15 protein-coding genes are annotated in these 15,058 nt (G+C 40.2%); 14 read left to right on the top strand and 1 reads right to left on the bottom strand.

Annotated features, from left to right (window positions below):
- The first annotated feature begins 45 nt into the window (after positions 1-45).
- The 11 genes from fabD to EU510_RS05335 all read left to right on the top strand — a co-directional run bounded on the left by fabD (position 46) and on the right by EU510_RS05335 (position 10,173).
- Positions 46-972: an ACP S-malonyltransferase gene (gene fabD / locus EU510_RS05385; protein ID WP_149592583.1), complete on the top strand. Its 927-nt coding sequence runs from the start codon at positions 46-48 to the stop codon at positions 970-972.
- Between the two features lie 11 nt (positions 973-983).
- Positions 984-1,730: a 3-oxoacyl-ACP reductase FabG gene (gene fabG, locus EU510_RS05380; protein ID WP_149592582.1), complete on the top strand. Its 747-nt coding sequence runs from the start codon at positions 984-986 to the stop codon at positions 1,728-1,730.
- A 250-nt stretch (positions 1,731-1,980) separates the two neighbouring features.
- A complete protein-coding gene (gene acpP / locus EU510_RS05375; protein ID WP_002962377.1) occupies positions 1,981-2,217 on the top strand; it encodes an acyl carrier protein in 237 nt (78 codons plus the stop codon).
- Positions 2,218-2,433: 216 nt separating this feature from the next.
- Positions 2,434-3,672: a beta-ketoacyl-ACP synthase II gene (gene fabF, locus EU510_RS05370; RefSeq protein ID WP_002962376.1), complete on the top strand. Its 1,239-nt coding sequence runs from the start codon at positions 2,434-2,436 to the stop codon at positions 3,670-3,672.
- Between the two features lie 59 nt (positions 3,673-3,731).
- Positions 3,732-4,547 (top strand): aminodeoxychorismate lyase, encoded by an 816-nt coding sequence (pabC, locus tag EU510_RS05365; RefSeq protein ID WP_149592581.1) that lies wholly within the window; start codon positions 3,732-3,734, stop codon positions 4,545-4,547.
- Complete coding sequence (gene mltG / locus EU510_RS05360) at positions 4,541-5,527, top strand: endolytic transglycosylase MltG (protein ID WP_149592580.1); 987 nt, start codon at positions 4,541-4,543, stop codon at positions 5,525-5,527. Before pabC ends, mltG begins: the two co-directional genes overlap by 7 nt.
- A gap of 6 nt (positions 5,528-5,533) precedes the next feature.
- Complete coding sequence (gene tmk, locus EU510_RS05355) at positions 5,534-6,160, top strand: dTMP kinase (protein ID WP_149592579.1); 627 nt, start codon at positions 5,534-5,536, stop codon at positions 6,158-6,160.
- Position 6,161: 1 nt separating this feature from the next.
- Positions 6,162-7,076 carry a DNA polymerase III subunit gene (locus EU510_RS05350; RefSeq protein WP_149592578.1) on the top strand — a complete coding sequence of 305 codons (915 nt, stop codon included), beginning with the start codon at positions 6,162-6,164 and terminating at the stop codon, positions 7,074-7,076.
- An 11-nt stretch (positions 7,077-7,087) separates the two neighbouring features.
- Entirely contained in the window at positions 7,088-7,414 is a 327-nt protein-coding gene (locus tag EU510_RS05345) for a PilZ domain-containing protein (protein ID WP_002962367.1), read from the top strand.
- A 115-nt stretch (positions 7,415-7,529) separates the two neighbouring features.
- Positions 7,530-8,309 (top strand): TatD family hydrolase, encoded by a 780-nt coding sequence (locus EU510_RS05340; protein WP_149592577.1) that lies wholly within the window; start codon positions 7,530-7,532, stop codon positions 8,307-8,309.
- A gap of 4 nt (positions 8,310-8,313) precedes the next feature.
- The gene (locus tag EU510_RS05335; RefSeq protein ID WP_149592576.1) at positions 8,314-10,173 is read left to right on the top strand and encodes an alkaline phosphatase D family protein; all 1,860 of its coding nucleotides are present in this window, start codon (positions 8,314-8,316) and stop codon (positions 10,171-10,173) included.
- Positions 10,174-10,414: 241 nt separating this feature from the next.
- Here the strand turns inward: EU510_RS05335 and rsmF are convergent, their stop codons facing one another.
- Positions 10,415-11,866: a 16S rRNA (cytosine(1407)-C(5))-methyltransferase RsmF gene (gene rsmF / locus EU510_RS05330; RefSeq protein WP_149592575.1), complete on the bottom strand. Its 1,452-nt coding sequence runs from the start codon at positions 11,864-11,866 to the stop codon at positions 10,415-10,417.
- Positions 11,867-12,131: 265 nt separating this feature from the next.
- Between rsmF and EU510_RS05325 the strand changes: the two genes are divergently transcribed.
- From EU510_RS05325 to prpC, 3 genes are all read left to right on the top strand, one after another.
- Positions 12,132-12,824: a GntR family transcriptional regulator gene (locus EU510_RS05325; RefSeq protein WP_002962362.1), complete on the top strand. Its 693-nt coding sequence runs from the start codon at positions 12,132-12,134 to the stop codon at positions 12,822-12,824.
- A 112-nt stretch (positions 12,825-12,936) separates the two neighbouring features.
- On the top strand, positions 12,937-13,815 hold the full coding sequence (gene prpB / locus EU510_RS05320) for a methylisocitrate lyase (RefSeq protein ID WP_039489991.1): 879 nt from the start codon (positions 12,937-12,939) through the stop codon (positions 13,813-13,815).
- A 42-nt stretch (positions 13,816-13,857) separates the two neighbouring features.
- Positions 13,858-14,982 (top strand): 2-methylcitrate synthase, encoded by a 1,125-nt coding sequence (gene prpC / locus EU510_RS05315; protein WP_149592574.1) that lies wholly within the window; start codon positions 13,858-13,860, stop codon positions 14,980-14,982.
- The last annotated feature ends 76 nt before the right edge of the window (positions 14,983-15,058 follow it).

Below are 15,058 nucleotides of genomic sequence, written 5' to 3'. Positions count from 1 at the left end.
GCCGTGTATTTCATTATTTATTTGTTTAATTAAAAAGAGCAAAGTATGGCACAAAAAATTGCACTTCTATTCCCAGGTCAAGGCTCGCAAAGCGTTGGTATGTTACAAGAGCTACTAGAGAGTTCTGACATTGTTAAAGCAACATTTGCAGAAGCATCAGATGCACTGGGTTACGACTTAGCAGAGCTAGTTCTTAATGGCCCAGAAGAAAAATTAAATCAAACTCATCGTACACAACCTGCATTATTAACTGCAAGTGTTGCTATTTACCGTGATTGGCTAGCAGCAAACCCAGATGCAGACGTTGTTATGGCCGGTCACAGCTTAGGTGAATACTCAGCACTAGTATGTAGCGACGTACTAAGCTTGAGCGAAGCTGTTAAGCTTGTTGAAAACCGTGGTTTATACATGCAAGAAGCTGTACCTGCAGGTGTAGGTTCAATGGCTGCTATTATTGGCTTAGGCGATGAAGAAATAAAAGCGGCATGTGCTGCCTCAGCGCAAGGTGAGGTTGTATCTCCAGTTAACTACAACTCTCCTGGCCAAGTTGTTATTGCAGGGCATAAAGCGGCAGTAGATAGAGCATCACAAGCATGTAAAGATGCTGGTGCTAAACGCGCATTACCACTTTCTGTTAGTGTACCTTCGCATTGTGAACTAATGAAGCCAGCAGCTGATAAGCTAGCGGTAGACTTAGCTGCTTTAACATTTAATACACCTAAGTGTGATGTAATTAATAATGTTGATGTAAAAGCACAAGCGTCAGCTGATGCAATTAAAGATGCACTAGTACGCCAGCTTTACAGCCCAGTTCGCTGGACAGAAACAGTACAAGCTTTGGTTGCACAAGATGTAACGCAAAGCTACGAATTTGGTCCTGGTAAAGTATTAACAGGACTTGCGAAACGAATTGATAAAGCAATGGTTTGTGGCTCAGTAAACGACGCCGCTTCAATCGCTGCAGCTAAATAAGAGTATATAAAATGTCTAATTTATTTTCTTTAGAGGGCAAGGTTGTCCTAATTACTGGCGCTAGCCGTGGTATTGGTAAAGCAATTGCAACAACATTAGTTGCGCAAGGTGCAAAAGTTGCAGGCACTGCAACAAGCGAGTCAGGCGCTGCTAAAATTAGCGAGTACCTAGGTGAAAATGGTAAAGGTTATGCATTAAACGTAACGGATCCTGCATCTATTGAAGCGACACTTGCTGCAATAAAAGCTGATTTTGGCGATGTTGACGTACTTGTTAATAACGCAGGTATCACACGTGACAACCTATTAATGCGTATGAAAGAGACTGAGTGGGACGATATAATCGACACTAACTTAAGCTCGATTTTCCGTTTATCTAAAGCGGTACTTCGTCCAATGATGAAGAAAAAGAAAGGCCGTATTATCAATATTGGCTCAGTAGTGGGCACTATGGGTAATGCAGGGCAAGCTAATTATGCAGCGGCTAAAGCAGGCGTCATTGGTTTTTCTAAGTCACTTGCACGCGAAGTAGCATCACGTGGCATTACAGTAAACGTAGTGGCACCTGGTTTTATTCAAACTGATATGACTGATGACTTAACTGACGAGCAAAAAGCAGCAACACTTGCAAATGTTCCAGCAGGGCGTTTAGGTCAACCAGACGAAATTGCAGCTGCAGTATGTTATTTAGCATCTGACGCGGCTGCGTATGTATCAGGTGAAACTTTGCATGTAAATGGCGCGATGTACATGGTTTAATAACCATTGTACCCACATTGTTACCTAATAAAGTTAAGTAAGTTACCTCAAAAACATTGAATTATTTGTGAACTTGCTTTAAACATACTTGAAATCGCTGCGAAAATAAGCGATAAAAGACAAAACACACACTCAGAGGTTTGACCAGACAATTATTTATGGTCAAATCATTGAATCAGAGAATTATGCCGCGTAAACTACGCGGCAATCTGAAAATAACGCATCGGCGTTTTTAATAAAGGAAAGAAGAATGAGCGATATCCAAGAACGCGTAAAGAAAATTATCATTGAACAACTAGGTGTTAAAGAAGAAGAAGTTAAAAATGAATCTTCTTTCGTAGATGACTTAGGTGCAGATTCTCTTGATACTGTTGAACTAGTAATGGCTCTTGAAGAAGAGTTTGATACTGAGATCCCAGATGAAGAAGCTGAGAAGATCACTACAGTACAAACTGCTATCGATTACGTAACAGCACACGCTGAGTAATTAATCGCACGTTAAAGGCAGCATCCGCTGCCTTTAATTTTTTATATCCAAACCACCTCAAAGTTCGTGATTCAAAACTTAAGCCTCAATGCTCAATTTTAGCTAAAAATTAATTTTGATTGTGCTATGCGTTTTTAATCTATTTTGGGACTAGCACTTTGAGGTAGCTTGGGTATGATCATCCCCTTGTAAAATATCCCTTATTGGAGGCAAACCGTGGCTAAACGTCGAGTCGTCGTAACTGGCTTAGGAATGTTGACGCCGCTAGGTAATGATGTTCAATCAACCTGGCAAGGCTTATTAGATGGCAAAAGTGGCATTCAAACAATAACCCACTTTGATACATCAAAATTTGGTACTAAATTCGCTGGTTTAATAAATGACTTTGATGCAACTGCATACATGTCAGCGAAAGATACTAAAAAAATGGACTTGTTTATTCAGTACGGCATTGCAGCGGGTGTTCAAGCCTTTAAAGATTCAGGCCTTGAAATTACTGAGCAAAACGCAACACGTATAGGTGTAGCTGTGGGCTCTGGTATTGGTGGCTTAACGCTTATCGAAGAAAACCACATTAAGCTATTAAATAGTGGTCCGCGCAAGTTATCGCCATTTTATGTGCCGTCTACCATTATTAATATGATCTCAGGTCACTTATCAATGATGCATGGACTTCGTGGTCCAAATATTTCAATTGTAACAGCCTGTACTACTGGTTTGCATAATATTGGCCATGCCGCGCGCATGATTGCCTACGGTGATGCAGATGCAATGGTTGCTGGCGGTGCAGAAAAAGCGTGTACCCCAATTGGTATGGGTGGCTTTAATGCTGCTCGTGCACTTTCAACTCGCAATGACGATCCACAAGCTGCTTCTCGCCCTTGGGATAAAGACCGCGATGGCTTTGTGCTTTCTGACGGTGCAGGTGTTGTTGTAGTTGAAGAGTACGAACATGCAAAAGCACGTGGCGCTAAAATTTATGCTGAGCTTGTAGGCTTTGGTATGAGCGGCGATGCGTACCATATGACATCACCACCAGAAGATGGTGCAGGTGCTGCCCTTGCAATGCAAAACGCACTAAACGATGCGCAAGTGAACGCTGAGCAAATTGGTTACATTAACGCACACGGCACATCTACAAATGCAGGCGATAAAGCAGAAACTGCCGCTGTTAAGTCTATATTTGGTAATGCAGCTAAAGATGTAATGGTAGGCTCGTCTAAATCGATGATGGGTCACTTGTTAGGTGCTGCAGGCTCGGTTGAATCGATTATTTCGATTTTATCACTGACAGATCAAAAAGTGTCGCCAACTATCAACCTTGATAACCCAGACGAAGGGTGTGACTTAGATTATATTGCTCACACTGCACGTGATGCAAAGTTAGACTTTGCACTGTGTAACTCGTTCGGGTTTGGTGGTACTAATGGCTCGTTGCTATTTAAAAAGGTATAATCTTTTTTAACAACGAATCAAATTATAAGAGCTCAGTTGTTTAACTGGGCTTTTTTTATATGCCAAACAAAATGCAAACAATAATAGCAGTAGATCAAAACAGTACTTTAAGCACGCGTGACAGAGGCTTAAATTACGGTGACGGCTTTTTTACAACGGCTAAAGTTGTTGATGGGCAAGTACAGTATTGGGCTCATCATAAAGCGCGTTTGATTGAATGCGCACAGCGTTTGGGTTTTCCTGAGTTAGATTTTAATAGCCTTGAAAATCAAATTGCTTTGCATATAAACGCTGCACAACTAAACGTGCTTAAAATACTTGTAACGCGAGGCGAAGGCGGACGTGGCTATGGGCTGCCAAGTGAGTGTAATGTCAGTATTTTATTGAGTGTATTAGATTACCCTAGTAATTACGAAGCGCTTGTTAAAGAGGGTTTAAATCTAGAAGTAAGCCCGATTAAATTAGCAGCCCAGCCACTTTTAGCGGGCCTTAAAACACTAAACCGGCTTGAGCAAGTACTCGTTAAAAAAGCAATGCAAACGCAAAACTGCGACGATGTGTTAGTGCTTGATTACAATAACAATGTAATTGAAGCTTCTGCAGCCAATATTTTTGCGATTAAAAATAAGTGTGTGTTTACGCCATTGCTTGATGAGTGCGGAATAAAGGGCGTTTATCTACAATCGTTATGTGATAAATTGCCTGTTGAATTTAAACGCGTGAAAGTAGAAGACTTGACCCAAGCAGACGCCGTATTTGTGTGCAATAGCTTAATGGGAGCAGTACCTGTAAAACGTATTGAGCAACAGGTATTTAATACAGACGACAGCCACGCATTACTAACTAAATTATTAGCCAAGGAGGCTGAGTGTTAAAAGTTATTTTATCGGTACTTTTTTTAGCTGTTATAACCACCGCTGTTGGTTACCAGCAATTACAAGCAACAATAAATAGCCCGTTAAAGGTAGCACAAAACACACAGTTTGAAGTTAAGCATGGCACTGGCTTTAATAAATTATGTCAGCAATGGCAAGCTAATAACTGGGTAGAAAGTTGTTGGCGTTATCAGGTAATTGCTAAACTAGATCCCACACTTACCGACTTAAAAGCGGGGCTTTACGAGCTAACAGCCGATAGTGTTATTAATAACGTAAAAAAAATTAACCAAGGTCAGCAAATTAGTTTTAGTTTTACCATAATTGAAGGGCAAAACTTACGTGAAGTACTAAGTGCTATTAAAAAAGCTGATAATTTACAAAACGATTTAAAAACTGACGAACTAAGTACTCAAATACTGGGTAATGACACGCACTTAGAGGGCTGGTTATTCCCCGACACTTACCATTATCATAATAACGATACTGCAAGCAGTGTATTAAAACGTGCAGCACAAAAAATGCAGCAAACGTTAGATGATGCTTGGCAGCAGCGCGGCGCTAATCTACCCTATAAAACAGCATACGAAGCACTAATAATGGCTTCAATTATTGAAAAAGAAACAGGTCTTGCCAGCGAACGTCCGTTAATTGCATCAGCGTTTGTTAATCGATTAAACACTAATATGCGCCTGCAAACCGATCCAACCGTAATATACGGGCTAGGCGCTGATTTTGATGGTGATATTAAACGTAAAGATTTGCGCGATTATACGCCTTACAATACGTATCGTATTAATGGTTTACCGCCAACACCGATTGCAATGCCATCAAAAGCCGCTATTTTAGCTGCAGTTAATCCGCCGCAAAGTGAATACGTTTACTTTGTATCAAAAGGCGATGGTAGCCACCAATTTTCAACCACGTTAAAGCAGCATAACGCGGCAGTTAAAACGTATATATTAAATAAAAAGAATTAATTGTTTATGAAACCAAAATTTATAGTAATAGAAGGGCTAGAAGGCGCGGGTAAATCAACCGCTATTTCGTTATGCCAAGATTTTTTGAACAAACAAAAAATAGACTTCATTAACGTCCGCGAACCTGGCGGCACGCCACTGGCTGAATCGCTTCGTACGCTTGTAAAAGCAGAGCACGAAGAAGAAATTGCCTTTGAAACCGAGTTGCTTATTATGTACGCAGCCCGTTCGCAGTTAATGCACAATGTTATTACCCCAGCGCTTGATAAAGGCCAATGGGTACTTGCCGATCGTCATGATTTATCGTCTCAGGCGTATCAAGGTGGCGGGCGTGGTATTAGCTCAAATACATTAGCTTCACTTTCGTCAATGGTGTTAAAAGGCTTAAAGCCTGATTTAACTATTTACCTTGATATTGACCCAGTAATAGGCCTTGAACGTGCAAAAGGGCGTGGTGAGCTTGACCGTATTGAACAAGAAGCCATTGAGTTTTTTCAGCGTACACGTATGCGTTATGTTGAACTTGCTAATGACGACAGCACAATTAAAACGGTTGATGCAAACCAAAGTATTGATAAAGTACATCGCGATATAACCAATGTACTGCATTCATTTTTTGAAGGCCTAAAATAATATGCCATTGCCGTGGCTACATGATACCCAAGCACGTTTAGCGCAAAGTTATCGTGCAGAGCGTTTTCATCATGCGCAATTATTTTGTGGGCCTGTTGGAGTAGGTAAGTTTGAGTTAAGTGATGAGCTTGGTAATGCTTTGTTATGCCAAAATATAGCTAAGCAGGTAGCTGCGCAAAACAGTATGCTAAAACCTTGCGGACACTGTAAAAGCTGCTTACTTACTCTTGCGGGTACTCATCCCGACAAGCGTTTAACGCAAGTTGATGGGCAAAGTATTGGCGTAGATGATATACGCGGCATTAGTGATTTTATGAATCACTCAGCAGCGCAAAATGGCAATAAAGTCGCGATAATCGAAAATTGCGAGAAAATGACCACAGCAGCAGCTAATGCATTATTAAAAACACTTGAAGAGCCAACTAATAGCCGCTTTTTAATATTAACCACAAGCCAGCCAGAACAGCTCCCTGCAACTATTTTAAGTCGATGCGCTAAAAGCGACGTAAAAATAACTAATACTGCACTTGCTCAGCAATGGCTGGAGACATTAGATATCCCTAACTATAGTTGGTTAGCACTTTTTTATAACCAACCGCTGCAAGTACAGCATTGGCAACAGCAAGACCAGCTAAAAAATATTGATACACTGTATAAGTTTGCAACTGAGTTTAAACAAAGCCATAATTTCAAAGTGTTAGTCGATATAATAAATAAACAGCCCGAGCTTGTTCGCATATTTACTTTATTTTTAAGCGTGCAACTAAAGCAGCAATTACTGCAAGGCATGAGTTTTGACGCTTATCAAAGTGCGCAAAATGCATTAGGCGAGTTTTTACAAAATAACACACAAGTACTTGGCCTTAATTTACCGCTTGCTGTATCAAGATTAGCATACACATTGCGAAATTCTTAAAAGGATTAATCATGCAAGAACTACTAGTAGACATAGATGATTTAGACGAGTTATACCGTTGTTATATGCCTTACTTAAAAAAAGGTGGCTTATTTGTACGCACTAATATGCGTTACGAAGCAGGGCATTCATTAGCGCTTAGAGTTACTTTGCCCGATGCCTTAGAAGATGACGTAGTGACAGGTAAAGTGTCGTGGATCACGCCACAAGGTGCACAAAGCTCTAATCCTCCAGGTATTGGTATTAGCTTTTTAGACGATAAAACAAACCTAAACGCTAAAATCGAAAAGCTGCTTGGGACTATGTTAAACTCAGGCGATCAAACATATACCATGTAGTTATAGGGTCGGTTTTTCATTGAGATTAACGCCGCCCTATATTGGGTTCTTTTAATTGATAAGATAATAAATTAAACGAACAAATTTAAACCCTGAACATAATACAGGCCTTATAGTGATTGTAGATTCTCATTGCCATTTAGACCGTCTTGATTTTGATAAACTAGACTTAAACCTTGACCAAGTTCTCGATAAAGCGCGTGCAAAGCAAATAGAGCACTTTTTATGTGTAAGCGTAACGCTTGATCAGTTTCCAAGCATGCTTGATAAAATTAAGCATTACGACGATGTTTCAGCCTCATGCGGTGTACATCCACTTGATCAAAAAGACGCCCTTAATAAACAGCAACTAATCGACCTAGCCTCACACAAAAAAGTCGTTGCTATTGGTGAAACGGGTCTTGATTACTACTATTCAAAAGATACTCACGCAGTGCAGCAAGCAAGCTTTGTTGGGCATATTGAAGTGGCTAACGAATTACAAAAACCGTTAATTATTCATACTCGTGATGCCCGCAGCGATACCATTAATTTAATGCGTGAGCACAAAGCCGAAAACTGCGGTGGTGTACTACATTGCTTTACCGAAGATTGGGATATGGCAAAAAAAGCGATTGATATGGGCTTTTATATTTCTATTTCGGGCATTGTTACCTTTAAAAATGCTATTGAGCTAAAAGAAGTAGTAAAGCAAATACCGCTAGATAGATTACTAATAGAAACCGACTCGCCTTATTTAGCACCGGTGCCGTACCGTGGGCAAACAAACCAGCCAGCGTACGTAGAAGATGTTGCTTATTACATTAGCGAACTTAAAGGCATTAGCTTTAATGAGCTTGCTAAAGCGACTACCGAGAACTTTTATTCTTTATTTAAATTAGCAGCTAAAGGCTAAATACATGATTACTCACACGGCAAACCTTCCTATTTTACTAATGGGGCCAATGGTGCGCCGTGCAGAGCAAACTGGGGTCTGTATGCAGTTTGCTACCTCCAAATCTGCTAGCTGCCAAATAAACTTATTAAATATTGAGTGTTATAGCGAACAACAAACAATTGCTTTAGGCCAGCATTTATACCTACATTTTATTGTTATAAAACCAGTAGACAATCTGTTTCCTGTAGATAAATTATTAAGTTATGAGCTCATCATTGATGATGCAATAATTGATTTATCGCCTTGGTGCTATAGCAATCAAATAACGCCTGCATTTGTAATCCCCAACAAACTGAGTGATATCTTGCATGGCTCGTGCCGGAATGCACATCATCCAGCAAAAGACAGCTTAGTGTCTGCAAGTCACTGGCAAAATACTCAGCGCGGTAATAATAACCAAGGCGCACAGTTATTATTACTAAGTGGTGATCAGGTTTATGCCGATGATGTAGCAGGACCCATGTTATTAGCTATTCACCAGTTAATTAAAGCGTTAGGTATTTATAAAGAGCAACCACTTGCCATTGAGCTACCGGATGATATAAATGAGCAACTTTATAATCGCCACTTATATTTACCAAAAACACCTTGGCAAAAACGCTCAAAGTTAGGTGTTGGTTACTGGCTAAAAAAAGACGAACCTCATTTTTCAAGCGTAAAAGCCTACAATCACCTTATCCATTTTGAAGAATATATAGCACTTTATTTATTAAATTTTAGTGCTGCTGTTTGGCAATGCATTGATATACAAAACACAACGTATTTAGGTCATAGCGAGCAAAACAAAACTATTTTTGACGCTGAAAAAACAGCATTGATTGATTATGCAAAAGGCTTAAGTGAAGTAGAGCGGCTGTTTGCCAACGTATCTACATTAATGATGTTTGACGATCACGATGTAACTGATGATTGGAACCTCACCGCTGGGTGGGAGCAAGCTATAAATGAAAACCCAAGTAGTAAACGGATCATCAATAACGGCTTAATTAGTTATTGGCTTTTTCAGGGAATGGGAAACGATGCACTAAATAAAACAGGCGAGCTACTAACACTTTTTAAGCAAAGCCGTACTGCTAGTAATTTATGGCAGCTTAAAGCATTTGATAAACCACTAAACGATTTTAGTTTTTGGCATTACGAGTTAACTACAACCCCAAAAGTAGTGGTGCTAGATACACGTACGCACCGTTGGCGAAATGAGCAAAACTTTAATGAGCCTTCAGGTCTACTTGATTGGGAACGCCTAACAGAGCTTGAGGAAAGCCTATTAAGCCACGACCAGGTTATTATTGTATCGCCAGCGCCTGTATTTGGTGTTAAATCAATAGAAGCCATTCAAGCTGCTTTTAATATGTGTGGTCAACCGCTCATGGTTGATGTAGAAAATTGGATGGCGCACGAAGGCTCGGCCAAAAAGTTACTCGATACGTTTAGACGAAACGACACCCCAAACGAAACGCTTATTTTATCGGGTGATGTACATTACTCATTTTGCTTTTCAGTACAAAAGCGTTTTGGCGATCACCCCAATCGAATTTGGCAACTAACCGCTAGTGGTATTAAAAATGAATTTCCGCGTAAATTAATAAACATACTCGATAAACTAGATTCAATTCTATACGGCCCCAAAAGCCCCTTAAACTTTTTTACCAAACGTTGGCATATGGAAGTAGATAAACACCAAACCATAGGTGAAGGGCAAAAATACTTAGTAAGCGACTCAGCTATTAGTTTAATAACACTAGAGCAGGGGAATTTAGCCCGATATCAACTTATACACGGTGAAGGGCATTTAACCGAGTTTGATTTAGAAGAGCAGTAAGTTGTTTATCTACAAGTTAACTGTAAATAAAAATGCCCAAAGGCTTATAAATACCTCTGGGCTTTAAATTGACTCTAAATTGAGCCTAGCGTTAACTCAAACACTTTCTTGGTTCTTTAGGGAGAAGAAGAAAGTATTTAAAAGTGTAGTAAAACCACCTAAAAAAGCATAACTAATTTTGCCACTTAGTTACATTTGGCAATAAAGGATTAGATTAATTATGCATCTTCTATACTTTAGTTTATCTCCAACTTATTAACTTCGTATTTTGCACTAGATCGCGTGGTAGTGAATTCTTAATCTTATTTTTTTGCCATTTACCAAGCCCAATAGGGCAACCACAAAGTGTTAATACTACTTCACCTATTGTTTGAGTTGCTTCAGTCAAGCGTATATCTTTACCTTGAAAGTAATCATTTGCTTGCTCGTTATTTAATGCGTAAATATTAGTTTTACACTCATTGCCAAATACGGTTGCAAATTCGTGCGTTAGCCTTACGCCGTTTTTATGGATAATGCCAATTTGAATACCTAAGCGTGCGTACTTAATTTTGTTTTGCACGGCTTCAAACCCCTCAGGAAATAACCACAGTTCTTTGTCGCGTTGCATTAGGCTGCCAGGCAGGTTAGTTAACCCAAAGTGCTTTTTAAGCGATTGCATGAACGCGGCACTTTGTTTTTTATCAAACTCGTTAAACGGAAACGCGCCTTTTTTAACAGTTTGATTTGGATTATTACAGCTTGCGTGTTTTTTAAATTTAGCGATAAAAAAGCCTTCGCTATCGAATGTTTGCGGCCATACATGCAAGTAGCCTTCACTTGTTGTTGCTTTACTTGCACCTTCAAATAAATCACTTAGCGATTGTGGGGCAATATAGTCACCAAACTCACTCAGTAAATAATCACACACTTGTTGGTTTTCGAGCGGGGTAAGTGTGCAGGTTGAATACACTAAGGTGCCACCTGGCTTTAATGCGTAAAACGCGCTTTTAATTAAGTCTTTTTGTACTTGGGCTATTTGAATGTTTGATTCTATTGACCAGTTTTTTAGTGCATCGGCGTCTTTACGCACTGTGCCTTCGCCAGAGCAGGGCGCGTCTAGCAATATGCTATCAAAGCATTCAAACATGTAGTTGCCAAATATAACGCCATCAAAATGCGAGAGCGCACAGTTACCAACCCCCATGCGTTTTAATGTAGCGCTGAGTACCTTTAAACGAGATGACGATAGCTCGTTTGCAACAAGTACGCCTTGGTTATTCATAAGCGCAGCTAGCTGTGAAGTTTTAGAACCTGGCGCTGATGCCATATCAAGCACGGTGTTATTTTGAGAGTCTGCGAGTTCAATGCTTTGCTTTAATGCTATAGGGGGCAGCATTGAGCTTGCTTCTTGCACGTACATAGCCCCGCTTAAATGTAAGTCGGTATTACCAAGGGCTAGGTTTTGCTCTTCATTGCTTGGGCGCTCTAACCAAAAGCCTTCACTGCACCATGGGATTGGGGTTAGCAGCCAATTTTTTTCAGTTGCACGTTTTACAAATTCTTCAATGCTAATTTTTAATGTATTAACGCGGATAGATTTTCTGAGCGGCCTGCGACAAGCATTTAAAAAGTCATCTAAGTTTAGATGCGCTGGTAAATAGGTTTTTACGTCATCAATAAAGTGCTCAGGAATAAAAGTGTTGGCGTTCACGCGTTGGCTCATACTATAAAAATAAAGCGCGATAATAGCATTTATATTAGGTGTTTTCAGCGCTAAAAAACGTAACATCTGATTTATTACCCTGTCGACACTTCACTGTTTTAGTCTATTTTAAAACGATTTTTATGCGACTTTAGGTTAATAGTGTCGACAATGCGTGTGTTTTTTAGCCGTTTTGATAGGTTTAAGGGTTGACATGATTTTTTAATAAGCCCATAGTAACCACATTAATTGTCGACAATCCAAAAAATAACTTATGACACACACATTTTTAAACGAAGCGCCTATAACTACCGCATCAGATCAAGTATTTGTAGATATGCGCCGTGAGATTGTTGAGGGCAGCATAGTTCAAGGCAGTAAAATATCAGAGCCTGAGCTTGCTAAACGTTATGGTGTAAGCCGTGCAACGCTTAGAGAGGCATTAAATCGCCTAGAAAGTTGTTACCTTGTTGAGCGTAAAGCTAACGTAGGTTGCCGAGTAGTTGCCCTTACCGCTGAACGCTTGATTGAAGTTTATCAAGTTCGTAGTTCGCTTGAAGGCTTGGCATGTAGGCTTGCTGCCGACAATATGGAACCCGAAGAAGTAAAAGGCTTAAAGCAATTACTTAATCAGCACCTACAAACACAGCGTGTTAAAGAGGGCGAATCTTATTATCAAGAAGCCGGCGATCTAGATTTTCATTACCGTATTATTCAAGGCAGTAAAAACGCGCATTTAATTCATTTACTGTGTAATGAGCTGTATCAATTAATACGCATGTACCGTGTACAAATGGGCATGGTGGGGCCGCGTGTATCAAAAGCATTTGATGAGCATTTAGCGATTATTAACGCGATTGAAAACCACGACGGCGAACTGGCTGAAATGCTTATGAAGCGCCACATAAGCGCATCGCAAGCAAATATTCAAACCAAATTCGACTTATTAGCTAAGCAGAAAGCATAAGCTATTAAAAGTTAAAAGTTAAAAGCTAGCAAGAGCAGTTAAAAAGCCACAATTACAGATTAAAACTATAAGTTACTCCACGTAGCAACCGTTCAAAGTGAGGAGAAAAGTAATGTCAGCAGGATTAAAATTTAAACACGCTATTGCCAATAACCGTCCGTTACAAGTAGTAGGTACTATTAACGCCTACACAGCGATGATGGCAGAAAAAATGGGTCACCAAGCTATTTACCTCTCAGGGGCCGGTGTTGCAAACGCCTCTTTTGGTATGCCTGATTTGGGTATGACAAGCCTTGATAACGTGCTTGAAGATATTCGCCGTATTACAGGTGCGAGCGATTTACCACTACTTGTTGATGCCGATACCGGTTGGGGTGGGGCGTTTAACATTGCACGCACAGTAAAAGAAATGACTAAGGCCGGTGCAGCGGGCTTTCATATAGAAGACCAAGTAGCGCAAAAGCGCTGTGGTCATCGCCCTAATAAAGAAATTGTAAGCCAAGGAGAAATGGTTGACCGCATTAAAGCAGCGGTTGATGCAAAAACCGATAGCGATTTTTATATTATGGCGCGTACCGATGCATTTCAAAAAGAAGGTTTAAACGCTGCGATAGACCGTGCAGCAGCCTGTGTTGAAGCCGGTGCTGACGCTATTTTTGCAGAAGCCGTACACGACCTTGCTGATTACCAAGCATTTGCAAAAGCGATTAACGTTCCAATTTTGGCAAACATTACTGAGTTTGGCCAAACACCTATTTACACAAAAGAGCAGTTAAGCAATGTAGGTGTTGAAATGGTGCTTTACCCACTAAGTGCATTTAGAGCCATGAACAAAGCAGCGCTAAACGTGTATTCAGCAATTTTAAATGAAGGCTCGCAACAAAGCCAAATTGAAAATATGCAAACGCGTTCAGAGCTTTACGACTTTTTAGATTACCACACGTACGAGAACACACTCGATACTCTTTTTTCATCAAAATCTGACAAATAATAATCATTAAAATCACACACAAATTTAAGATAGGAGAAAATCATGGTAGATAAAGCATTAAGCGGCGCAGGTTTACGCGGACAAGTGGCTGGTCAAACAGCATTGTGTACTGTTGGACAAAGTGGTTCTGGTTTAACGTATTGTGGTTACGATATTAGTGAACTGGCCGAAAAAGCGCAGTTTGAAGAAGTGTCTTTTTTACTATCACGTGGTGAGTTACCAACCACAAACGAATTGGCAGAATATAAAGTAAAACTAAAAAGCTTACGCGGTTTACCTGATGCGCTTAAAACCGTACTTGAAAATATTCCTAAAGACGCGCACCCAATGGATGTAATGCGTACTGGTTGCTCAATGTTGGGCAACCTTGAAATGGAGCTTGATTTTAGCCAAGCTAATGATGCAATCGACCGTATGGTTGCTGTGTTCCCAAGTATTATTTGTTACTGGTACCGCTTTACACACGATGGCGTACGCATTGAAACACAAACAGATGACGACTCAGTTGGCGCACATTTTTTAAATTTATTACACGACAAAGAACCTAGTGAATTGTTTGCACAGGTAATGAATGTATCACTAATTTTGTACGCAGAGCACGAGTTTAACGCCTCTACCTTTACAGGGCGTGTGTGTGCATCAACGCTTTCTGATATTCATTCTTGCGTAACTGGTGCGATTGGCACGCTGCGTGGTCCACTTCATGGTGGTGCTAACGAAGCGGCAATGGATATGATTCAAGGTTTTACAAGCGCTGAACATGCTGAGAATGAAATTATGGGCATGCTTGAACGTAAAGACAAAATAATGGGCTTTGGTCATGCTATTTATCGCGAATCAGACCCACGTAATGTAATTATTAAAAAGTGGTCTGAAAAACTAGCGGCAGAGGTAGGCGATAGCGTGCTTTACCCTGTGTCTGTTCGTTGTGAAGAGATTATGTGGCGCGAGAAAAAACTGTTTTGTAATGCCGATTTTTTCCATGCATCTGCTTATCATTTTATGGATATTCCGACTAAATTATTTACGCCAATATTTGTAATGAGCCGTGTTACAGGTTGGACTGCCCATGTAAAAGAGCAACGCGCTAACAACCGTATTATTCGCCCAAGTGCCGATTACACAGGCCCTGATGCACGTAGTTACACACCAATAGAGTCACGTTAAAAAATGAGTGAGCACGCATGTGCTCACTTTTTTATTGCACATAGCCACTAGCGAGCAGTTTTTCTCAAACTTTTTA

The sequence above is a fragment of the Pseudoalteromonas sp. FUC4 genome, assembly GCF_008370255.1.
In the GTDB taxonomy this organism is placed as follows: Bacteria; Pseudomonadota; Gammaproteobacteria; order Enterobacterales; family Alteromonadaceae; genus Pseudoalteromonas.
This window is presented reverse-complemented; position numbering and strand designations above follow the sequence as displayed.

Coding starts and splice junctions, on each gene's coding strand:
- prpB (WP_039489991.1), top strand. CDS start 12,937: ATGTCAGCAGGATTAAAATTTAAACACGCTATTGCCAATAACCGTCCG.
- prpC (WP_149592574.1), top strand. CDS start 13,858: ATGGTAGATAAAGCATTAAGCGGCGCAGGTTTACGCGGACAAGTGGCT.
- fabG (WP_149592582.1), top strand. CDS start 984: ATGTCTAATTTATTTTCTTTAGAGGGCAAGGTTGTCCTAATTACTGGC.
- fabD (WP_149592583.1), top strand. CDS start 46: ATGGCACAAAAAATTGCACTTCTATTCCCAGGTCAAGGCTCGCAAAGC.
- EU510_RS05335 (WP_149592576.1), top strand. CDS start 8,314: ATGATTACTCACACGGCAAACCTTCCTATTTTACTAATGGGGCCAATG.
- EU510_RS05350 (WP_149592578.1), top strand. CDS start 6,162: ATGCCATTGCCGTGGCTACATGATACCCAAGCACGTTTAGCGCAAAGT.
- acpP (WP_002962377.1), top strand. CDS start 1,981: ATGAGCGATATCCAAGAACGCGTAAAGAAAATTATCATTGAACAACTA.
- EU510_RS05325 (WP_002962362.1), top strand. CDS start 12,132: ATGACACACACATTTTTAAACGAAGCGCCTATAACTACCGCATCAGAT.
- tmk (WP_149592579.1), top strand. CDS start 5,534: ATGAAACCAAAATTTATAGTAATAGAAGGGCTAGAAGGCGCGGGTAAA.
- pabC (WP_149592581.1), top strand. CDS start 3,732: ATGCCAAACAAAATGCAAACAATAATAGCAGTAGATCAAAACAGTACT.
- EU510_RS05345 (WP_002962367.1), top strand. CDS start 7,088: ATGCAAGAACTACTAGTAGACATAGATGATTTAGACGAGTTATACCGT.